Source organism: Thermotoga sp. RQ2, assembly GCF_000019625.1.
Lineage (GTDB): Bacteria > Thermotogota > Thermotogae > Thermotogales > Thermotogaceae > Thermotoga > Thermotoga maritima.
This window is the reverse complement of the sequence record NC_010483.1, coordinates 99,379-121,770: the sequence shown is the minus strand read 5'-3', so window position 1 is coordinate 121,770 and position 22,392 is coordinate 99,379. Positions and strand designations below refer to the sequence as shown.

Annotated in this window: 18 protein-coding genes and 1 tRNA gene; 18 read left to right on the top strand and 1 reads right to left on the bottom strand. The window is 46.7% G+C overall.

Annotated features, from left to right (window positions below; translation table 11 throughout):
- The first annotated feature begins 30 nt into the window (after positions 1 to 30).
- The 12 genes from TRQ2_RS00630 (at position 31) to nagA (TRQ2_RS00575) (ending at position 15,028) form a co-directional block, all read left to right on the top strand.
- On the top strand, positions 31 to 1,605 hold the full coding sequence (locus TRQ2_RS00630; protein WP_012310340.1) for a CTP synthase: 1,575 nt from the start codon (positions 31 to 33) through the stop codon (positions 1,603 to 1,605).
- The gene (locus tag TRQ2_RS00625) at positions 1,602 to 2,303 is read left to right on the top strand and encodes a PHP domain-containing protein (protein WP_012310339.1); all 702 of its coding nucleotides are present in this window, start codon (positions 1,602 to 1,604) and stop codon (positions 2,301 to 2,303) included. Before TRQ2_RS00630 ends, TRQ2_RS00625 begins: the two co-directional genes overlap by 4 nt.
- Before the next feature lie 4 nt (positions 2,304 to 2,307).
- A complete protein-coding gene (locus TRQ2_RS00620) occupies positions 2,308 to 3,231 on the top strand; it encodes a glycosyltransferase family 4 protein (RefSeq protein ID WP_012310338.1) in 924 nt (307 codons plus the stop codon).
- A 16-nt stretch (positions 3,232 to 3,247) separates the two neighbouring features.
- Positions 3,248 to 6,445: an O-antigen ligase gene (locus TRQ2_RS00615; protein WP_012310337.1), complete on the top strand. Its 3,198-nt coding sequence runs from the start codon at positions 3,248 to 3,250 to the stop codon at positions 6,443 to 6,445.
- Positions 6,446 to 6,605: 160 nt separating this feature from the next.
- The gene (locus tag TRQ2_RS00610) at positions 6,606 to 7,253 is read left to right on the top strand and encodes a peroxiredoxin (protein WP_012310336.1); all 648 of its coding nucleotides are present in this window, start codon (positions 6,606 to 6,608) and stop codon (positions 7,251 to 7,253) included.
- A gap of 181 nt (positions 7,254 to 7,434) precedes the next feature.
- A complete protein-coding gene (locus TRQ2_RS00605) occupies positions 7,435 to 8,487 on the top strand; it encodes an ROK family transcriptional regulator (protein WP_012310335.1) in 1,053 nt (350 codons plus the stop codon).
- Between the two features lie 7 nt (positions 8,488 to 8,494).
- Positions 8,495 to 9,898: a beta-N-acetylglucosaminidase gene (nagA, locus tag TRQ2_RS00600; RefSeq protein WP_148202873.1), complete on the top strand. Its 1,404-nt coding sequence runs from the start codon at positions 8,495 to 8,497 to the stop codon at positions 9,896 to 9,898.
- Positions 9,895 to 11,157: a sugar ABC transporter substrate-binding protein gene (locus tag TRQ2_RS00595; protein ID WP_012310333.1), complete on the top strand. Its 1,263-nt coding sequence runs from the start codon at positions 9,895 to 9,897 to the stop codon at positions 11,155 to 11,157. The genes nagA (TRQ2_RS00600) and TRQ2_RS00595 overlap by 4 nt, the downstream gene beginning before the upstream one ends.
- Positions 11,158 to 11,206: 49 nt before the next feature.
- Positions 11,207 to 12,109 carry a carbohydrate ABC transporter permease gene (locus TRQ2_RS00590; RefSeq protein ID WP_004080851.1) on the top strand — a complete coding sequence of 301 codons (903 nt, stop codon included), beginning with the start codon at positions 11,207 to 11,209 and terminating at the stop codon, positions 12,107 to 12,109.
- Complete coding sequence (locus TRQ2_RS00585) at positions 12,102 to 12,917, top strand: carbohydrate ABC transporter permease (RefSeq protein WP_012310332.1); 816 nt, start codon at positions 12,102 to 12,104, stop codon at positions 12,915 to 12,917. The genes TRQ2_RS00590 and TRQ2_RS00585 overlap by 8 nt, the downstream gene beginning before the upstream one ends.
- A 13-nt stretch (positions 12,918 to 12,930) precedes the next feature.
- Positions 12,931 to 13,923 (top strand): SIS domain-containing protein, encoded by a 993-nt coding sequence (locus TRQ2_RS00580; protein ID WP_012310331.1) that lies wholly within the window; start codon positions 12,931 to 12,933, stop codon positions 13,921 to 13,923.
- Between the two features lie 10 nt (positions 13,924 to 13,933).
- Positions 13,934 to 15,028 (top strand): N-acetylglucosamine-6-phosphate deacetylase, encoded by a 1,095-nt coding sequence (nagA, locus tag TRQ2_RS00575; protein WP_012310330.1) that lies wholly within the window; start codon positions 13,934 to 13,936, stop codon positions 15,026 to 15,028.
- A gap of 5 nt (positions 15,029 to 15,033) precedes the next feature.
- Here nagA (TRQ2_RS00575) and TRQ2_RS00570 read toward each other — a convergent pair whose 3' ends face one another.
- The gene (locus tag TRQ2_RS00570) at positions 15,034 to 16,428 is read right to left on the bottom strand and encodes an MATE family efflux transporter (protein WP_012310329.1); all 1,395 of its coding nucleotides are present in this window, start codon (positions 16,426 to 16,428) and stop codon (positions 15,034 to 15,036) included.
- Positions 16,429 to 16,536: 108 nt separating this feature from the next.
- Between TRQ2_RS00570 and TRQ2_RS00565 the strand changes: the two genes are divergently transcribed.
- From TRQ2_RS00565 to TRQ2_RS00540, 6 genes are all read left to right on the top strand, one after another.
- The gene (locus TRQ2_RS00565; RefSeq protein ID WP_004080846.1) at positions 16,537 to 16,965 is read left to right on the top strand and encodes a MarR family winged helix-turn-helix transcriptional regulator; all 429 of its coding nucleotides are present in this window, start codon (positions 16,537 to 16,539) and stop codon (positions 16,963 to 16,965) included.
- Between the two features lies 1 nt (position 16,966).
- Positions 16,967 to 18,991: an RND family transporter gene (locus tag TRQ2_RS00560; protein ID WP_012310328.1), complete on the top strand. Its 2,025-nt coding sequence runs from the start codon at positions 16,967 to 16,969 to the stop codon at positions 18,989 to 18,991.
- Positions 18,992 to 19,034: 43 nt separating this feature from the next.
- A tRNA-Leu gene (locus tag TRQ2_RS00555) sits at positions 19,035 to 19,121 on the top strand.
- A 47-nt stretch (positions 19,122 to 19,168) separates the two neighbouring features.
- Positions 19,169 to 19,900, top strand: a complete 732-nt coding sequence (locus TRQ2_RS00550) for a WecB/TagA/CpsF family glycosyltransferase (protein WP_012310327.1) — start codon at positions 19,169 to 19,171, stop codon at positions 19,898 to 19,900.
- A 51-nt stretch (positions 19,901 to 19,951) separates the two neighbouring features.
- Complete coding sequence (locus TRQ2_RS00545; RefSeq protein ID WP_004080841.1) at positions 19,952 to 21,151, top strand: uracil-xanthine permease family protein; 1,200 nt, start codon at positions 19,952 to 19,954, stop codon at positions 21,149 to 21,151.
- A 38-nt stretch (positions 21,152 to 21,189) separates the two neighbouring features.
- Positions 21,190 to 22,377, top strand: a complete 1,188-nt coding sequence (locus tag TRQ2_RS00540) for an iron-containing alcohol dehydrogenase (RefSeq protein ID WP_004080839.1) — start codon at positions 21,190 to 21,192, stop codon at positions 22,375 to 22,377.
- The last annotated feature ends 15 nt before the right edge of the window (positions 22,378 to 22,392 follow it).

Below are 22,392 nucleotides of genomic sequence, written 5' to 3'. Positions count from 1 at the left end.
ATAACATATTGAGGAGAAGGAGGGAATAGGATGAAGAAATACGTGATCGTGACGGGAGGAGTCCTCAGCGGTATTGGGAAGGGAATATTCTCGGCTTCCTTAGCGAGGTTGATGAAAGAACACGGTGTCGATGTGAACGTGTTGAAAATCGATCCTTATCTCAACGTGGACGCTGGTACCATGAATCCCAACCAGCACGGAGAAGTCTTCGTCACCGAAGACGGTTACGAAGCGGATCTGGATCTCGGTCACTACGAGAGATTCCTTGGAAGAGACATGACGAGGCAGAACAACATGACGGCAGGGCAGGTGTACCTTCGCGTCATAGAGAAAGAAAGACAGGGAAAATACCTTGGGAACACCGTTCAGATCGTGCCGCATCTCACCGAGGAGATAAAAGACAGAATAAGGGCGCTCGAGGCGGAACTCCTCGTGGTTGAGATAGGAGGTACCGTTGGAGACATCGAGGGGGAAGTCTTTCTGGAGGCTGTGAGAGAACTCCAGATGGAAGAAGGAAAGGAAAACTTCCTTTTCGCTCACGTCACGTACGTTCCTTACCTTCGAACGACCAACGAGTTCAAGACGAAACCCACTCAACAATCCGTTCAACTTCTGAGAAGAATAGGGATCACACCGGATATGGTCATCGTGAGGAGCGAGTTTCCCCTTGATGTTCCCAGTATGAACAAGGTGGCCCTTTTCTCCGGTGTTCCACGCGATTTTGTGATAAACCTGCCCGATACGAAGAACGTGTATGAAGTTCCAGAAATACTGAGAGATATGGGTTTGCACGAGAAGATTGCTTCCAAATTGAACGTTGAGCTGAAAAAATCCACGTTCAACTGGTCCTATCCCAAAGCTTTCAAACCCTACAGGATAGCGCTCGTTGGAAAATATCTTGGAACAGACGACGCGTACAAAAGCATCATAGAGTCGGTCTTTCTGACAGGAATAGAAAAGCCCACCGTGGTGGACAGTCAGATGCTCGAAGACATGAACGACGAAGAAGTAAAGAAAGTGCTCGACGAATACGATGCCCTCATCATACCCGGTGGATTTGGAAGAAGAGGTGTAGAAGGCAAGATAAAAGCTATAAAGTACGCACGTGAAAACAAGAAGCCCATACTTGGAATATGTCTCGGTATGCAGCTCATGGTCATAGAGTTCGCACGCAACGTATTTGGCTACAAAGAGGCCAATTCCACCGAGTTCGATCCGAACACACCTTATCCTGTTGTGGATCTCATGGAGGAGCAGAAGAGAATATTGAAGCTCGGTGGTACGATGAGGCTTGGAGCCCAAAAGGTGAAAATTTTTCCAAAAACGAAACTCTACGAAGTTTACGGCGGAGTTGAGGAAGTTTCCGAAAGGCACAGGCACAGATACGAAGCCAATGAGGAGGCGTTTCCAGAGCTGTTCAAAAAACCGGGAGAAGAGGGGTACAAGCTCGTCGTGTCTGCGAAATCCGACTTCATAGAGGCTGTTGAGCTTGAAGATCATCCTTTCTTTGTTGGTGTTCAGTTTCATCCCGAGTACAAGAGCAAAGTGGGAGCACCGCACCCGATTTTTGTCTATTTGAGAAAAGTCCTGGAGGGATCACAATGATAGACATGCACCTTCACTCCACGTTTTCCTACGACGGAAAGGCAGAAATAGACGGCATAATCTCTCAAGTGCAGAAGCTCGGCATCGAACATTTCTGTATCACAGATCACTACGAATACGAAAACGGAGAACTCGTTCACGATTTCAACGTTGAAGAGTACTTTCTCACCATGGAGAAATACGATCTTCCGAAGGGAGCGGAGATCAGCTGGGATGGTGTGGGAGAGGCGATTTTTCCCGAGGGTTTCGACTACCTTCTTCTTGGGATACATCGGTACGATGAGAACCTTCCACCGGATGAGCTCGCAAGAGACTATCTTGAGCGAACGCTCTTTGTGATGGAAAGGGTGAAATTCCACACACTTGCACACCTGGACTATCCGGCAAGATACGCGAAGGCGGATTTCAAAGCGAACAGAGATTTGATAGAAAAGATTCTGGTGTTCCTCGTGAAAAACGAAAGGGCCCTTGAAATCAACACCGCTGGTCTTTTCAAGCACGGGAAACCCAACCCGGACTACTGGATAGTGGAGATGTATTACGACCTCGGTGGGAGAGTCGTAACGATCGGCTCGGACGCACACGAATCGCAACATATAGGTCGAGGAATAGAAGAAGTCATGAAAGAACTCAAAAAGTTCGATTTCGAGTACCTCGTCGTCGATGGGAAAAAACTCGTCACCGTGAAACCGAGGTGAAGGAATGGCTTTTCTTTTGAGTTTTCTTTTGAGTCTGTTCGGTGTCTGGTTCTTCGGAAGAATTGCGAAAAGACTGAACATTGTGGACAGGCCGGATGGTGTTCTGAAGCCCCACGGGAGAGAAACACCTTACCTGGGTGGGCTGGGAATATTTGTGGGGGTCCTTCCGTTCTTGTGGAACGACACGGTGGTTCTTCTTTCGGCATCGATCGCTCTTGCTCTGGGATTGATGGATGATCTGTTCTCTCTTTCTCCTTTTTTGCGATTGATCGCAGAATTCAGCATTTCGATTCTGCTCGTGTGGCGATTCATCGGCCTCGACAATTTACTGGTTTCCGCTTTCTGGTTGTTCTTTGTCGTTGTTCTCATAAATTCCGTGAACATGATGGACGGTATGGATGGGCTCTGTGGAAGTCTTGTGGCTCTGTCGGCGCTCTCCTATTTCTTTCTGGTTAGAGGCGTGTTCTTCGAAAACCTATCTCTCTCCCTTCTCGGTGCATCTCTTGGCTATCTTGTTTTCAATTTTCCACCCGCGAGGATCTTCATGGGCGATGCGGGAAGTTATCTGATGGCTGTTTTGCTATCCGCGATCGTTCTTTCCCAGAATCGATTTGCCTCTTTCGATACATTCCTCACGATGATTTTTCCTCTCTGGATCTTCTTTTTGGATTTTCTGGCGAGTGTTCTGAGGAGGTACAGGAACAAAAAATCGATCTTCAGAGGAGACAGGGATCACATGTACGACAAGCTTTCCCGAAGATTCGGGGTGAAAAGAGCTCTCTTCATCATGATAGCAACGCACGCTGTGTTCTGTGGGTTCAGCTTTGGAGCTCTGGGAAATATCGTAATGAGTGGTGTGACGCTCGTTTTAGCCGTTGTGTTTTCTTTTGTTCTCATCAAAGGCCTCAGGCTTCTTCATTACGATTGAGCGGGAGGGAAAACTTATGGAGATTCTGTTTTACATCATGTACGTTGTCGTTGCCCTTTTCTCGTCCAGGAAACTCACGTACGAGTTCAGCGTTCCAAAGTACGCTTTGATCACGGTGTTTCTGAGCGTCATGTTCTTCATGATCCTGATGAAGATTCTCAGGAAGGAGAAACTGGAAATCAGATTCAACATGGCCCACGTGGCTTTTTTTGCCTTCGCTATCTCCGCTCTTTTATCTACGATAAATGTCTATCGCGATAATCCTGTCTATTTCAGATATTCTTTTGACATAGCGATCTACGTTCTTCTCATGTTTTTCACATCGATCTTCATCTCGAACTTCTTTGTCACAAAAGAAAGAATAAAAAGGTTTCTCACGGTCAGTGTGGCTCTTGCGGGATTCATAGCTTTCGACGCGCTTTTGAACTTCTACGGCGGTGTCGATGTTTTTCTTGGAAGTGTGGGGAGTCCCTTTTCGAGGGCAACCGTGAAGGCGACCGTAGGAAACGTGAACTTCGTTTCGAACTTTCTCTCCCTGAACCTTCCGCTCGCTATCTATCTCATAGCGTCAGCCGATTTCAAAAGAAAAGAAGCGTCTGTGATCAAGGTGATAGCCTCAGTTTCTGCGCTTCTCATAGTTTCGGGAATACTGGTGTCTCAGACGAGATCACTGTACGTTGCGAACATCATCTCCCTCTGTATTTTCTCTGTGTTCTACATGATCTTCAGAAAAAAGAAGGTTTCGAAAGAGACAGACAGAGAAGTTCTGAGTATGAGTAAAGCTCTCACGACTTTCGTTCTGATCTCTTCGATCGTCCTCGTTGTTCTCTACAATCTTCCCACTCCTCTGAACGGTTACGGAATGGTATCTCCCGCAGGAAGAATTCAGGCGGTTGCCGAGGTGAGTTCCTGGCACGAGAGGCTTCTGTCCTGGTTCTCATCGATATACCAGTGGAGAACACACAAGATTCTCGGTACCGGAATCGGAACGTATCAGATTCTCACGATAAACTACATGGGAAATGTTATAGAAGACCACCCGATTCTGATGTACGGCTGGAACAACTTCAAGAGAACGCACAACGATTACTTTCAAGTTCTTGGAGAAATGGGAATTTTAGGATTTGCTTCTGTTGTTTTTCTCGCTCTGTCGCTTGGGATACTGTTCTTCAAAATAATTCGAAGGATCACGGTGCGGGACGATCTCTTGCTCTTTCTGGCACTTGCCAGTTCTTTCATCACGTTCATGATGCACAGCGCGTTCAGCTTTCCGGCGCATCTACTTCCAAACGGTTTTCTTGTGATGACAATTGCTTCCATAGCGGTTGGTGGGTACTTCTACGGCGGAAAGAAAGCGGAGATTCAACGAAAGAAGGCCGTTGTGTTTGGAACGATCGTTCTTCTGGTTGGCGTCGTTTCCGCTTACTTGAAATGGAACTACTTCATTTCTGAAGTTTATTTCAAATGGGGAAATTCTGCCTATCTTTCTATAAGGAAAGTGGAAGAAGACATGGCCAAACTGGACAACTACGAACAGCAGGTAAAGACAGCCATGGAAGAGCTGAGCTCTCTGAGTGGACGTTACAGTTACCTGAAACCCGACGAATTCAAGAAGTTCGTTGAAAGTCAGAACCTTTCGATGAAGCCTTCAAGCTCAGAGGTAGAAAGATTGAGGCTCGAGACCATTCAAAAAGAAAGGCAGAAGTTGCAGAACATGCTTCAGCAGATAGCATCTTATAGGGATCAGCTCACAAATCAAAGAGTAGAGCTTTATAATAAAGCGAAAGAGTACTTCTTGAAATCCGTTCAAGTGAACAAAACGTACGGAAGATCTTATTTCTACCTTGCATCGCTTGCAACAAGCGAGTACCGAATCGACGAATTGAAAGCGAAGCTGAAGACAAAAGAGGATTACAAAGCGTTTTTTGAACAGAACTTTGATGATTACCAGAAGGTGATCTTTCCGGATGTGAAGAAGACCGATCTGACGTTTCTTGAGAACGCGAGTCTTTCCACAATCAACGATCTGGGAGAGGACAATCTCATCACCGCTCAGGTCCTCCTCGATTCCGTTTCTCTGTACCTTTCCTCTCTGAAGTCTTTCAACGAGAGGAACACATACAGAGGCCTTGCAACAAGGTATGTGGGGCTTCACCAGATCATGAAGATTTTGTTCTCGAAAGCCCAGGACGATCTGATACAGAAAGCCTTCGCTGAGTTGACATCAAGGTATTTCGATAGTTTCACGAATTACGCGAAGCTCACGGTGAAGATTCTTCCGGGTGCGTGGAACAGATTTCCTGACTGGAAAAACTACGATCTCAGGAAAGCCGTTGCGGGGCAGGATATCTACAGATATTTCGCTACGAAAGCTGCGGAAGCTCAACCGCTCACCGTTCAGAAGAACAGAGAGTTTCTATTCTACCTTGCCGAAAAGGAAATCTGGGCAGTTGAAAGCATGAGCGAAGCGGGTGTCTGGGGAGTTCCAGATGGTGTTCTCGATTTTCTACATGCGATGCCTTTCGAATACGCCTCTTCGAACAATCGTCAGGAGGCCTTGTTCGTATCCGAAGACGTCCTGAAGATTTACAATGAGAGCTACAGAAACACAAAAGAATCCATATCGATGTACGAAAGTAGAGCAGAAAAGACATTTGAAAGCGTTCTGGAGGGGCTGAAGGAATACATCGAAAGTAATCTGGGAAAAGAGTACGCGAACCAATTCGAAAAACTCTTCAAGGACCTTTTTGAAAGCTTCAAGAATCTGAACTGGCTGTCCGTCAACGTTCAGGAAATGAACAAATTCATATCAGAGAAGAACTACACGTACAAGTTGAATCCATGGGCAGAACTTCTCGTAGAAAGGATGAAAAACTTCGAAAGCTATATGAAGCAAAGAAATGTTGAAGCTTCCAGAATCAGCGAAGTGCTTTCCAGGATCTACAACGATCTGTACGAACTCAGAGATGTTCTTGTTTTCGAAAGATACATAAGGTTCCTCGAACACTACAGGCTCATTCTGAACGATGTAAAGAATTATCTGAACACTCTGAAAAGAGCCTACAGCGTGGCTTCGGACGATGAGTGGAAGATGATACTGGAAGACTGGAGTGTGAACCTCTGGAACGATGAAAAGTTCGAAACGAAAGATCAAGTGATGGAACGATTGAAGAAATCAGAAGAATTTCTGAAAACGATAGAAGAAAGCTTGTAGAGACGGGGAGAGATTCTCCCCGTTTTTTGTTTTCTGTGTGTAATTTCTAGTGATTCAAATTTGATACAGAACAGAAAAATTCAAGAAACACAATACGTGTATTATTGAGAATGGATATCAAATTAGAATCATTTTTAAAATTTACGAGGAGGTGTTTTGTATGGAAGGAAGAATTCCTCTCATAGGTGAAGAGTTCCCAAGATTGGAAGTGAAGACCACTCATGGAAAGAAGGTGCTTCCAGACGACTTCAGGGGAAAGTGGTTCGTTCTCTTCAGCCATCCGGCTGATTTCACTCCGGTGTGTACCACCGAGTTCGTTGCGTTTCAGAAGAGGTACGATGAGTTCAAAAAACTCAACACGGAACTCATAGGTCTCAGCATCGACCAGGTTTTTTCACACATCAAGTGGATCGAGTGGATCAAGGAAAAACTGGGAGTCGAAATCGAATTTCCTGTCATAGCAGATGACTTAGGAGAAGTTTCCAGAAGGCTCGGATTGATTCATCCCAACAAGGGAACAAACACAGTGAGGGCCGTTTTCATAGTCGATCCGAACGGAATCATAAGGGCCATCGTCTACTACCCGCAGGAAGTTGGAAGAAACATCGATGAAATTCTCAGAGCGGTGAGAGCCCTTCAGACGTCAGATGAAAAAGGAGTTGCCATTCCTGCCAACTGGCCAAGCAACGAGCTCATAAACGATTCTGTGATCGTTCCTCCGGCAAGCAGTGTGGAAGAAGCAAGAAAAAGACTGGAATCGAAAGATTTCGAGTGTTACGACTGGTGGTTCTGCTACAAAAAGGTATAACAGAAAGTAAAAACAAGAAAGCAGATGGCTCCTTCTGGAGCCACCTTTTCGTTTTTCCCTCCCTAAATTCTTCCATCAGTTAACGAAATGAAACTGTAACTTGACAAAGCGTGACCTATTGGTTGACAATAATTTATGAAGTTGTTTGCGGCATGCAACTAACTGATGGGAGGGACCCCTTTTGAACATTTCACCCACTCAACACAAGATTCTCAAACTTCTCATAGAAAACGAAAAGATATCGATGAGAGAGATCAGTGAAAAGCTTTCTGTGAACATGTCCACCGTGTCCAGGAATTTTCGTTCTCTGCTGGAATCGGGTTTTGCTCTGAAGGTCGAAGAAGCATCTCCTGGTTCCTCGGGAGGTAGAAAAACCGCTCTCTATACGGCAAACCCGAATAAGTTCTTCGTTCTGGGGATTGGAGTTGAGCAGAACAGGTTGATCGGTGTTGTGATCGATGCGAAGGGAAACGAGGTTGAAAAAAGTGAGATACACAGAAGCTTTCGTGGAGACGAGATCGTAAACGCTCTTGTTGATTGTGTTGAACCTTTTAAAGAAAAGTATCCAAACACAGTGGGAATTTCCATCGGTATGCCTGGAATCATAAAAGAAAACAAGGTGATCTTTTCTTCGGCCCTCGGTATTGAAGATCTCGATCTTGGAGGAATTCTCTCCAGGGAATTTGGAACAGAGATTTTCGTTCTTAACGACGCAAACGCGGCAGTTGTGGGATACGGTTTTCAAAAGAAAAATGTAGTTTATTTTCTGATCTCTGTTCCTTACTATCTGAACCAGCCGGTGGGTGTTGGAGCGGGACTCTGGCTGGAAGGAAGCCTGTACCAGGGTTCCAACGGTGCTGCAGGTGAATTTGAAATTGACATCCTGCCGCCCATTCTGTCTGAACCAGCCACACTCGATGAAGTAGATTTGAAAAACCTTTCTTCCGATTCACTCTTGAAACTTCTTTCGAAGCTTTCGGAGGTTGCTTCTTTCGTTAGCTATCTTTTAGATCCCGAAACCGTGATTTTTGGTGGGGACATAACGTTGTTTTCCCCGGAATTTCACAGCGGTCTGGCAAAGAACGTTCGGGATCACCTCGAAAAAAGACACATCTCTGACGTTGAGGTTCTCTTCGATGAAAGAGGGCTCTGGACGGTCGCCTTCGGTGCAGCAAAAGCCTTCTGGAAAAGGATTCTGGAAGACTACGAGTTCGCCGGCAAGATTCTGAAATGAAGGAGTGGTGGACGTGGATCTTGGAAAGCTGTTCTTCTGCGGTTTCAACGACTTCAACGAAGAAGTCAAGGAAATAATCAGAAAATACAGACCGGCCGGTATTTTGATCTATCCAGGAGTTCTTTCGAAAGAGTACCTTCTAATGGATTTCATGAGTTTTCTATCGAAGGAAGGAGATTTTCTCATCAGTTCCGATCACGAGGGTGGCCAGCTTGAGGTGTTGAAATACGTTCCCTCGTCTCCGGGAAATCTTGCCTTTGGGAAAAACTCACCAGATGTGACTTACAGATATTCCAGGGTTGCGGGAAAGATCATGGAGATTGTGGGGTTCAACATGGTTTTTGCTCCTGTTCTGGATCTTCTTTCTGAAGAAAGCTCTTCGGTGATCGACATGAGAAGCTACGGCTCAGATCCCAAAATCGTAGCCGAGCACGGGGCAAAAGCCTGTGAAGGTTATCTGGAAGGTGGAGTTATGCCCTGCATCAAGCACTTTCCAGGTCACGGAAGAGCGAGAGAAGACTCTCACCTCACCCTTCCTGTGGTCGATGCACCCTTTGAAAAACTCTGGGAAGAGGATCTTCTGCCGTTCAGAAAGGTGCTGGAAAGGGAGAAAAAGGTCACGGTCATGACGGCCCACGTCAGATACTCTTCGATAGACAGTCTCCCGGCTACTCTTTCGGAGAAGATCATAACGGACGTTCTCAGAAAAAAGATCGGTTTCGACGGTCTTGTGATCAGTGACGCTATGGAAATGAGCGCTGTGTCGAACAATTTCTCTGTTGAAGAGATTGTGAGTCTCTTTCTGAACGCGGGAGGAAACATGATCCTTCTCGGTGATTACAGAAATCTTCCGGTTTACTATGAAACGCTGGTGAAACTCCTCGAGGATGGAAGGGTCCAGAAGGACAAAGTGGAGCGCTCCATAAGGATGGTGGAAAAATATCTTGCTTTTGCGAAGAAAAACAGCGGTGTTGGTTTCCTCGCCGATTCTTCGGCAAAGGCTGTGGAATTCCTCGGTTTTGAAAAGATAGATCATACCAGTGAAGTGACTCTTCTCGTTCCTTCCAGTGAGAATCTGAGTCAGGCAGACACCACGGGGGGCGATTACGATCAGATTCCAGAGATCGTTTCCAGATTTTTCGAAGTCGAGAATGTTGTTCGATACACCGTAGAAGACGGTCCCGAGTTCGTTGAAGGTGATTTGATCTTCGATTTTGTAGCCGACATACCGAACGAAAAGGCTTTGAAAGCCCATCTGAGCCTTCCGGCAGAAAAGACCATCTACTTTGTTCTGAGAAATCCGTTCGATGTCAGGTATTTCGAAGGAAGAAAGATGGTCGTCACAAGATCGACAAAACCCATTTCTATCTATAAATCCTTAGAACATTTTTTAGGGAGGTGTGATTCATGAGGAAGTTTTTGGTCATTCTCATGGTAGTTCTTCTCGCAGTTCTGGCACTGTCCAAAACCAAGATAGTCTTCTGGACCATGTCGTTGAAACCGACCTTCACAGATTTCATTCAGGGAATCATCGACAGGTACGAAGAGTTGAACCCGGATGTTGAAATCGTCTGGGAAGATGTTCCATGGGACGTTCTCCAGCAGAAGCTTCTTGCGGCCTTTTCTTCTGGAAATCCACCCGATGTTGTGAACCTGAACGCTCAGTGGACCATCGAATTCGCTCAGAAGAAAGTCCTGTTCCCCTTGAACGATTTGCTACCCGAAGAAGTTATCAACCAGTACTTCGACAACATGATCAAAGGACTCACTTGGAAAGACGGAATTTATGGAATTCCCTGGTACACAGCTGTGGACGTGATATTCTACAACAAAGAGATCTTCGAAAAAGCTGGACTGGATCCGAAGTATCCACCTCGAACCTGGGATGAAATACTCCTCTACTCAGTTTTGATCAAGGAAAAAACGGGAAAATACGGTGCTCTTCCTACGATCTTCCAAGATCCCTCTGCGATCTTCAACTGGGACGGATTGAATCTCTACACGGTGGATGAAAACAACAGAATAAAAGAAGTGCTCTTCGACAGACCGGAATACGCTCACACTCTCAACAAATGGGCCACTCTTTACAAACAGAAGTACATCCCGAGTGAAATCGTCCAGGGTGGAGAATGGACGAGAGCAACAGAACTTTATCAGGCTGGGGAACTCGCCATGTTGATCACTGGTGTTCAGTTCGCGGACAGAGTGAAATGGAACGCTCCGGAAATATACGAAAAATCCGATGTTGCTCCGATTCCGGCTCCAAAACCGGGTGTGAGAATGAGTGGATGGTACTCAACTCTGAACGTAGTCAGAGGATCCAAGAATCCTAAGGAAGCCGCTAAATTCGCAGCGTTCGTTGCAAACCTCGAGAACCAGATCGCATTCTGTAAGCTCGTGACCATATTCCCGACTCTCAAAGCAGCGGTGAACGATCCGTGGTTCTCAAAAGACGATGGAACGCTCGCTGCCAAAGCCAGGATCATGGGAGCCGAGTATCTTGAGAACATCACGTTCTACAACGATGACATACCGTTCAGAAAAGAAGCGTTCGACAGACTGAAGGATGCCATTATTCAGGTGTTCCTTGGACAGAAAGATCCCGAAACGGCGCTCAAAGAGACCGCGAAGTACTGGAGATATCTCATTCAGACTCAGCAATCGAAATAAAAAAGATGGGGAGGGGTGTGTCCCCCTCCCTTTCGAAAGGAGAGAGAGAATGCCAGGAAGGTACTACAAGAGTCTGAGAAAAAAACAGCTTCTTCTTGCATTCTTCTTCATAACGATCCCAACTCTCCTCATGGTGCTTTTCATATATTATCCTCTCGTGTTCGGTATCAAAATATCCTTTTACCAGTACGACATAGTGGGAGAATCTCTTTATATTGGACTGAAAAACTACGTCGATCTGCTTCGCGATCCTTTATTCTGGAACGCCTTCAAAAACAGTCTTTTGTACCTGCTTGTTGTACCTCCGCTCCAGCTCATTTCTATACTGCTTGCAGTCCTGCTCGACAGGGCCATAAGGGGTAGGAATCTTTTCAGAACTCTCATCTTTCTTCCAGTGGTTACTCCCATCACCATCGCTGCGATCACATGGCAGTGGATGTACAGAGAAAAAGGATTCATCAACTTTCTTCTCCAATCACTTCATATTATAGACGAGCCGATTGCTTTCCTCTCGGATCCCAAGATAGCTCTCTTCGCTATCATGTTTGTCACCATGTGGAAGGGCTTCGGTTACTACATGGTCATATATCTGGCAGGACTACAGAGCATCCCCAGGGAATTGATAGAGGCTGCCAGGGTTGACGGTGCGAAGCCTTCTCAGGTCTTCTTCAAAGTGACGATCCCCCTTCTGAAACCGTACATCCTGTTTTGCTCAACCATGTCATCTATAGCGGCTTTGAACGTCTTCGGAGAGATTTACGCCATGACAAAAGGTGGCCCGGTTCACGCAACGGAAACAATGGGAATTTTCATATACAATCGAGCTTTTGAATATCTCCAATTCGGATATTCGAACGCCGCCGCTGTTCTGTTCAGCTTCGTTGTGATTGCGTTTTCGCTTCTGAACTTCTACCTGTTCAGGGAAGGAGGTTTGAAGAGCTATTATGCCTAAAATCAGAAAGGTTTTGACTTATGTGGTTCTTGTTCTTTTTGCGATTCTCTCAGTGTGGCCGTTTTACTGGATCGCAAAGACCTCTTTCGAGGCAGGGGGCAACGTGTACAAGTATCCACCGAGTCTCATCCCGTACCCGGCAACCTTTTCAAACTACGTTGGGGCATGGAAAACTGTGAAACTTGGAAATTACTATCTGAACACGATTATAATAGCGGGTTTTGGCACACTTTTGAACGTACTCTTCTCACTGATGGTGGCCTATCCTCTCGCTAGGATAGATTTCAAAGGAAAACAGCTGGTGCTCTTTCTGATTCTTCTTCCGATGATGATTCCAGTTCAGAACACCTTGATAGTCAACTACCTCACCCTCAGAAAACTCGGTCTTTTGAACACCTACACTGGAGTGATTCTCCCTCAGGCCGTTACGATCTTCGGTATCTTCATGATGAGACAGGCTTACTTGAGTATTCCAAAGAGCTTTGAAGACGCTGCGAGGATAGATGGTGCCGGAGAACTTTACATATGGTGGAGGATAATCACACCTCTGATAAAACCAGATATTGCCACTCTCGTTGTGTTCCAGGTGATCACCTGGTGGGACAATTTCCTGTGGCCTCTCATAGTTCTGTCCGATTCCAACAAGTATCCACTTTCTGTGGCACTCGTTTATCTGAACAGCACTTTCCAGGTGAATTTCAGATACACCGCAGCTGGAATCGTTCTGGCAATACTTCCTGTTGTGCTGCTGTTCATCTTCGCTCAGAGGTACATAATAAACGCTATTGCCGGTGGCGTGAAATACTGAAGGAGGGAAGATTATGAGCAAAACGCTGAAAGAGATCACAGACCAGAAAAACGAGTTGAAGGAGTTCTTTGGGAATTTTGTTCTGAATCTGGAAAAAACGGAAATATTCAGTGAAATACAGAAGAATCTGACCGATGAAGTGCTCTTTGTGGGATGTGGGAGTTCGTACAACCTCGCTCTCACCATCTCCAATTATTTTGAGAGAGTGTTAAAGATAAGAACGAAGGCGATTCCAGCAGGTGAAGTGGCTTTCCAGAAGGTTCCAGATCTCAAAGAGAAAGGACTGGCCTTTCTCTTCTCGCGGACCGGGAACACAACGGAGGTACTTCTCGCAAACGATGTTCTGAAGAGACAAAACCACAGAACGATAGGAATCACCATAGAAGAAGAATCGAGACTCGCAAAAGAGAGTGATCTTCCACTCGTGTTTCCCGTACGAGAAGAAGCGATCGTGATGACGAAGTCTTTCAGTATGATCCTGCTCTCTTTGATGTTTCTTGCGGACAAGATAGCCGGAAATTCAACGGAGAGGTTCTCAGAACTCGTTGGGTATTCGCCCGAGTTCTTCGATATCTCCTGGAAAGTGATTGAAAAGATCGATCTGAAAGAACACGATCACTTCGTGTTTCTTGGCATGTCAGAGTTTTTTGGAGTTAGCCTTGAATCGGCTTTAAAATGTATCGAGATGTCGCTCACTTTCTCGGAGGCGTATTCAACGCTTGAATACAGACACGGTCCAAAGGCTCTGGTGAAAAAAGGCACCCTCGTTTTCATGCAAAAAGTGTCGGGAATGGATGAACAGGAGAAGCGCTTGAGAAAAGAACTCGAGTCACTCGGTGCCACCGTTCTGGAAGTGGGGGAAGGTGGAGATATCCCGGTGAGCAACGACTGGAGATCTGCCTTTTTGAGAACTGTTCCCGCTCAGATTCTCGGGTACCAGAAGGCGGTTTCCCGGGGTATCTCACCAGACAAGCCACCTCATTTGGAAAAGACCGTTGTTCTGTGAGGTGCATTCTATGATTGTTGAGAAAGTTCTGATCGTTGATCCCATCGATGGAGAGTTCACCGGGGACGTGGAGATGGAAGAGGGAAAAATCGTGAAGATTGAGAAGAGAGAATGCATTCCACGGGGTGTTCTCATGCCCGGGTTTGTTGATCCGCACATCCACGGTGTGGTGGGTGCGGACACCATGAACTGCGACTTCTCTGAAATGGAAGAATTTCTCTACTCTCAGGGAGTCACCACGTTCCTTGCCACAACTGTTTCCACTTCGCTCGAAAAAATGAAAGAAATTCTGGCGAAGGCAGGAGAATACATCCTTGAAAACCCGTCAACGTCGCTGCTGGGTGTTCATCTGGAGGGACCGTACATCTCGAAAGAGAAGAAAGGGGCACACTCAGAGGGACACATAAGACCACCTTCGGAGAGAGAACTGAGGGAGATCGATTTTCCGACAAAGATGCTCACCTTCGCACCTGAGATAGAAAGCTCCGAACTTCTTTTGAAACTTGTGGAAAGAGACATCGTTCTCTCTGCGGGACACTCCATTGCAACTTTTGAGGAGTTCATGAAATTCTACAAAGAGGGTGTCAAGAGAATCACACATTTTCCGAACGGGTTGAAACCTCTTCATCATAGAGAGATAGGAATCACGGGAGCGGGGCTTTTGCTGGACGATGTGAAGCTGGAGCTCATCTGCGACGGGGTGCATCTCTCCAGAGAGATGGTGAAGCTCGTCTACAAAGTGAAAAAGGCGGACGGAATCGTTCTGGTCACAGATTCTATATCTGCGGCGGGTCTCAAAGACGGAACGACCACCCTGGGAGATCTTGTGGTGAAGGTGAAAGGCGGTGTTCCAAGGCTGAAAGACGGTACGCTCGCGGGAAGCACGCTCCTTTTCTCGCAGGCCGTGAAGAACTTCAGAAAGTTCACGGGGTGTTCCCTTACAGAACTTGCAAAAGTGTCCTCGTACAACAGCTGTGTTGAACTGGGACTGGATGACAGAGGAAGAATAGCCGAAGGAACGAGGGCGGATCTTGTTCTCCTCGATGAAGATTTGAACGTTGTGATGACGATCAAAGAGGGTGAGGTAGTTTTTCGATCCAGATGAATGAATTATCCCAACTCTTTCACTCTCTCCCGTGTGAGGACGGCTCTCTTTTCCCACTTGCCGGAGAGGAAGAAGAGGAGCTTCAGTGTACTTCGAAAGATGATGTCTGCGATCATTCCGATCCAGGCACCGAGAAGCCCAAGCTGGAAGTACTTCACCATCACGAAGGCGACGGGAAGCCTCACGGTCCAGATGGAGATGAAGGTGATGATCATCGGTGGAAGGGTGTTTCCCGTCCCCCTGAGGGCACCGTTCATGGTTGAATCTATTGCGAGGAAAAATTGGAAGAGTCCAATTATCTTGACGGGGAGTTTTGAGATCTCTATTATCTGTGGATCACTGGTGAAGATGCGTATCAGTGGCTCTGGAAAAAGAAAGATTATAATACCAACCGTCACCTGAAACAGAAGACTCAGGATCCATCCCTGTCGAATGACTCCAAGAACGTGTTCCTTGTTTCCCATTCCGTTGTACCTTCCAACCAGTGTGGTGATAGCGACCGAGATTCCGAACGCGGGCATGAAAGATAGAGACTCGACGTTTATACCTATTCTGTGTCCAGCGTACGCTTCAGCTCCTGCGATGAGCAGGATGTTCGCAAACATCAAAACACCTGTGGAAAAAACGAAGTTCTCTATGGCAGTTGGAAATCCAACACGGAGAATTTCTTTTTGACTGGACCACTTGGGAGGAACAAACCCTTTTCTGAGCTGGAACTCCTCTCTTTTGAATATCACGTACGTGAGGATCGCTGCTCCCACAAATCTTGAGAGGATCGTCGCAACTGCTGCTCCTCTGACCCCCATCTCCGGGAATCCGAACTTTCCAAAGATCATGGCGTAATCGAGGAAGATGTTCAGAAAGTTCGTGAGACCAGTGACGATCATCGGCGTTTTTGTGTCACCAGCACCCCTGAGTATCGCAGAGAACACGGCCATGATGGAAAAGCCCATGGAACCGGAAAGGATGACTTTCAGATACTCCTTCGCGGATGATTCTATTTCTCCTTCCAGATTCGGAAAGATGTTTATCAGTACATCGGAGAGCGGTGTGAGGGCGGTGAGAATAACACCCGTGAATATGGCGAGAAAGACACTGTTCCAGGCAAGGGACCTCACAGCTTTCCTGTTGCCCGCTCCGATGGCGTTCGCTATCGTGACGGTGGCTCCCATACTGGCGGCGATCAGAACGACCTGAACCACCCAGAATACCTGGTTGGAGAGTCCCACACCGCTCATCGCTTTCCATGAGTAATGTCCCAAAAAGGCAGTGTCTGCCATTCCAAAGAGCATCTGAAGCACGTTTTCTCCCATGGCAGGAAGTGCCAATTTTATGAGTTCTTTTCTGATTTCTGGTACCTCTTCTTTCGGCAGGTAATTCTTGAAGAGTGAATATCTCATCCTCATCACCGGTTCTTATTCTACAACAAATAGTTCGTATGGTGAACCATTTGGTAAAATAATTGAACTGTTCTATAATTGAACTGTCAAAAAATGGGAGGTGAAGACATGGATGCTCTGGAGATATTCAAAACACTCTTTTCGCTGGTGATGAGGTTTTCCAGTTATCTTCCATCGAACGAAGAGATCTCTGACATGAAAACAACGGAGCTCTACGCGTTCCTCTACGTGGCTCTCTTCGGCCCAAAAAAGATGAAAGAGATAGCGGAGTTTCTTTCCACAACGAAGAGCAACGTAACGAACGTGGTGGATTCTTTGGAGAAAAGAGGCCTGGTCGTCAGAGAGATGGACCCCGTTGATAGAAGGACGTACCGGGTGGTCTTGACCGAAAAGGGAAAGGAAATCTTCGGAGAGATTCTTTCGAACTTCGAAAGTCTTTTGAAAAGTGTTCTTGAGAAATTTTCCGAGGAAGACTTCAAAGTGGTGAGCGAAGGATTCAATCGAATGGTGGAAGCTCTGTCGAGGGAGGGAAGGTAGCATGAGAAGGTACCTTTTCACCACAACATACGTGGTGCTGGTTTTTCTTTCGTTTTTTGTTGTTTTCTCCCTTGGAAAGATAGAGACCGGCCCTGAGGTGTTCCTTCCAGGTTACAATGGAGATCCCGAAAAGACTACGAACGAAAACGTGAAAAACCTCTTTCGTGTGAACAAGGAGTTCGGCGGTAGTTCTTCGATTGTGATCGTTGTCGAAAGCGATAAGAACTTCTTCGAAGACGCAAGGACTCTGTACGAACTCCACAGAGCTCTGGAGGAAAGAGAAGACATCTCGAGTGTTATGAGTCCCGTGAACCTTCCAAAGCTTTCTGGTTTCAGAATGGACTATTACTTCAAAGATGAGAAGATTTCAAAAGACGTATTGAACGACCCGAATGCGAAGAGTTTCATCACAGAAGATGGGAAGTACGCGCTTCTGAACGTGATATTCAAAGAAGGTGTCAATGCAAGGGACAAAATACCCGAGATAAAAAGGCTCGTGTCCAGCTACTTCGAGAAAAATTACCTCTTTGGTGAACCGGTGATAGACAGCACTCTTTTCAAAGAACTGGTGAAGCAGACTTTTGTTTATCCCGTTTTCATGTTTCTTGTGATCTTTCTTCTCTTCTATTATCAGTTGAGATCCTTCAGAGCGGCGATCTTTTCTTTGATAGTTCCTGTGCTGGCTACGTTTTTTGTGTTCGCTGTGTTTTTCGCTATGGGGAAGAGCCTCAACACCATGACCGTGATGACCATCACCTTCCTCCTCATCATCGGCTCTGCGTACGGGCTTCACTTCTACAACGCGCTGTTCAGGTTCAGTGATAAAAGAGAGGCGGTAAAGCACATCTTCAAACCCATACTCTTTTCGATGCTCACCACTGCAGCGGGATTCATGTCTTTCGTCTTCATCGATATAAGGGCGTTCAGAGAACTCGGAATCCTGGTTTCTTCCGGACTCGCTGTTGTGGTGCTTGTGATATTCACATCAGGTGTGGAGATCTTCAGAAACTACACTCCAAAGAGAACTCCAAGGAGCTTTGGAATGAAGTACGTGGTAAGAAAGATCGCTTTGATCGTTCTCGTTGTTTTCCTGGTGATGGCGGCTCTTTCACCGTTTCTGCTCAAAAGAGTACAGGTGGGTTCAGATATGGTGTCCTATTTTGAGAGGGATTCCGAACTCAGAAAGGCTTACGACCTCATCGTGAAAAAGTTCAACACGAGAGAGCCGATCTATCTGGTGCTGGAAAAAAATGTTCCGTTCGTTGGAACAGATTCCAAAATTTTGAAAGAGCTGATCGAAAAGATAGAAAAGAGCGAGTACGTCTCCAGTGTGGTGTTTCCTGTGGACATTTCCGTTCCGATAATGTACACGCTCTCCAGAACGAACCCGTTTCTCAAAACTTTCGTTGGAGACAGAAACAGGATAAGGTTGATCGTCAACCTCACTCCGGAAGGATACGAGCATGTGAAGAAAGTGGTAGATCTGATCAACGAAGTAGTCAGCGAAACGGGATGGTCACACTACGTGGCGGGATCCGTTCTGATCTGGAACGATATCAACGAAAGCATCATGAAATCACAGATACAGAGCATCGTTCTTGCGTCCATCCTGATCTTTGTTATGGTCTTCATCATATTCCGAAGACCGCTCACTACACTGAGTGTGATGATACCAATCGCTTTCACAACGGTGTTCAACTTCCTGTTCATGGCCCTCTTTGGCATCAGTCTGGATGTTTCCACGTCGATCACTTCCGGTATCCTCATGGGTCTTGTGATAGACTATTCCATTCACATTGCTTCAGAAGAGAGGAGACTGAGAGATCCGTACCTTGTGGTCAAGAACGTGGGACCATCTGTTCTCACAAACGCGCTGGGTTTGATCTCGGGATTCGCTGTTCTTCTCTTCTCTGAACTCGCACTCTTTAAAAACATATCTCTGCTTATGATGCTCGGAATAGGTGTTGGGGCCATTTTCACGCTGATCGTTCAGCCGATGATACTGGAAAAGAGGGAAAACTCTTGACGCTTGCGGAAGAAGATGTTAAACTATCTGAACGGAGAGGAGTGCCGAGGTGGCGGAACTGGCAGACGCGCATGACTCAGGATCATGTGGGGGTTTCCCCGTGCGGGTTCAAGTCCCGCCCTCGGCACCAGCAGAAAGCGGAGGTCTTCCCTCCGCTTTTTTTTGGAGGAAAACGGGGTGAAAGAGATCGAACTTTTCGGAACGAAAGTTCTATCGGGGACAAGGCGGGAATTCCTGAACGCGATCGAAGAGAGAATAGAGAAAGACATTAAAACCTTCGTTGTCACCATGAACGCTTCGATTCTTTTGAAAGCCATAGAAGATGCAGGATATAGAGCTATCGTGAACTCTGCGGACCTCGTTGTACCCGATGGTTTCGGTGTTGTCTGGGCTATGAAAACTCTCACAGGGGAGACGACTGAAAGGTTGCCTGGAATAGAGATCATGAAACACCTCTGTGAAAGATCGAAAGAAAAAGGCTGGAAGGTGTATCTTCTCGGAACGAAAAGGGAAATCGTTGAGAAGGCAAAACAAGTACTGGAGAGATCGGGTGTGAGAGTTGTGGGCTGTCACGACGGTTTCTTCTCCGAAAAAGAATCACCGAAAATCGTTGAAGACGTAAACAGAAGTTCAACCGATCTTCTCTTTGTCGGGATGGGTGTTCCCCGTCAGGAGGAGTGGATATATAGGAACTTTCCACAGCTGAACGTGAAGCTCGCCATGGGTGTTGGAGGATCCATAGACGTCGTATCGGGCAAAAAGAAACGCGCACCGGAATGGGTTCAGAGGATGAACCTGGAGTGGCTTTACAGGTTTTTCCAGTCTCCTTTGAGTAAAAGAAAGGTACCGGTGCAGGTTTCAAAGTTCGTCTTTTTCGTTTTGAGAGAAAAATTGAAAAACAGAAACTGAAGGCTCTTTGATTCAAAGAGCCTTTATTTTTAAATGTCAGGAGGTGTTCCCATGGAGTTCGAAGGAGCGGTTACCAAGGTCAGTGGATGGAGATGGTTCCTGCTGGCACTTCAGCACTTCGTTGCCATGTTCGGTGCCACCGTTCTGGTCCCTCTCATCACGGGGCTCGATCCTCTTGTAGCGCTTCTCACCGCGGGAATCGGCACGCTCATCTTCCATTTTGTAACAGGCGGGATTGTACCAGTCTTTCTTGGGTCGAGCTTTGCCTTCATCGCTCCGATTCTGGCAGTGAAAGAGATCTATGGAGATCTCGCCTACGCGACGGGCGGAATATTCGTGGCGGGTCTGTTCTATGTTTTGTACGCTTTGATAGTGAAGGCAGTTGGTCCGGAAAAGGTGAAAAAGATTCTCCCTCCCGTTGTCACCGGAAGTATGATCATGGTGATAGGGCTCACGCTCAGCCCCGTTGCCATCCAGATGGCATCGAGTGATTGGCCGCTTGCCCTCATCGTCATAGCCACTGTCGTTTTCGTTTCAACCATGACGAGAGGCTTCTTCAGCATGGTCCCAGTGATCACAGGAGTCGTTGTTGGATACGTAGCAGGACTCTTCATGGGAAAGATCGATACCAGTGTGATAGTGAGCACACCTCTCTTCAGTGTACCAAAAGTAATGCTTCCGAAGTTCGACTACGGAGCGATATTCATGATCGTCCCGGTGACCCTCGCTACCTTCATGGAACATCTTGGAGATATCACCACCAACGGGGCGGTTGTCGGTAAGAATTTCTTCGACAAGCCCGGTCTTCACAGAACACTCCTCGGTGATGGACTCGCAACAGCTGTGGCCGGTCTTCTTGGAGGTCCTGCGAACACCACTTACAGTGAAAACACGGGAGTGCTGGCCCTCACGAGGGTGTACGATCCTTCCGTTCTCAGAGGAGCAGCCCTTGTGGCCATATTCGCCGCCTTCGTGTCGAAGTTCGGGGCTATCCTCCAGACGATTCCTCAGGCGGTGATGGGAGGAGTGAGTCTCATCCTCTTCGGTATGATCACCTCCGTCGGTGTAAGGACCATGGTGAATGCAGAGGTGGATTTCTCCAAACCAAGAAACCTCATGATCACCGCTTTGATGCTCACTGTTGGTATCGGTGGAGCGGTTTTGAAGGTAGGAAGAGTGGAGCTGAAAGGAATAGGGCTTGCCGCCCTCGTCGGTATCTTCCTGAATCTGATCCTTCCAGATAGAGATTGAGCCATCATGATACAATCGAAATGAGGAGGTGGTAATCGATGGAGAACTTCGTCTTCCACAATCCCACGAAGATCGTCTTTGGAAGAGGAACGATTCCAAAAATAGGAGAAGAGATAAAGAACGCGGGAATCAGAAAGGTGCTGTTCCTATACGGTGGTGGATCGATAAAGAAAAATGGCGTTTATGATCAGGTTGTCGATTCACTGAAAAAGCACGGAATAGAGTGGGTAGAAGTATCTGGTGTCAAGCCGAATCCAGTCCTTTCCAAGGTCCACGAAGCCGTCGAGGTGGCGAAAAAAGAAAAGGTGGAGGCTGTTCTTGGTGTTGGTGGAGGAAGCGTTGTGGATTCTGCAAAAGCAGTAGCGGCTGGTGCTCTCTACGAGGGCGACATATGGGATGCTTTTATCGGTAAATACCAGATCGAGAAAGCCCTTCCTATTTTCGACGTGCTCACAATCTCGGCGACAGGAACGGAGATGAACGGTAACGCTGTGATAACGAACGAGAAAACGAAGGAAAAATATGGAGTGAGTTCGAAGGCTCTCTATCCAAAAGTATCCATAATCGATCCTTCTGTTCAATTCACTCTTCCAAAAGAACAAACAGTTTATGGAGCGGTGGATGCGATCTCACACATCCTCGAGTACTATTTCGATGGGAGCAGTCCTGAGATCTCCAACGAAATAGCGGAAGGTACTATCAGAACGATCATGAAAATGACAGAAAGGTTGATAGAAAAACCGGATGACTACGAAGCAAGGGCAAATCTCGCGTGGTCTGCAACGATCGCTCTCAATGGAACGATGGCAGTCGGAAGAAGGGGCGGAGAGTGGGCTTGTCACAGGATCGAGCACTCCCTCAGCGCTCTTTACGATATTGCACACGGAGCGGGTCTCGCCATTGTGTTTCCGGCGTGGATGAAGTATGTGTACAGAAAGAATCCTGCGCAGTTCGAAAGGTTTGCGAAAAAAATCTTCGGATTTGAGGGTGAGGGAGAGGAACTGATTCTGAAAGGGATAGAAGCTTTCAAAAACTGGCTGAAGAAGGTAGGAGCTCCTGTGTCCCTCAAAGATGCGGGAATCCCAGAAGAAGACATAGACAAGATCGTGGACAACGTCATGCTTCTTGTGGAAAAGAATCTGAAACCTAAAGGAGCGAGTTTGGGAAGAATAATGGTGCTCGAAAGAGAAGACGTTCGTGAAATATTGAAATTAGCGGCGAAATGAAATAAAATATGAAGA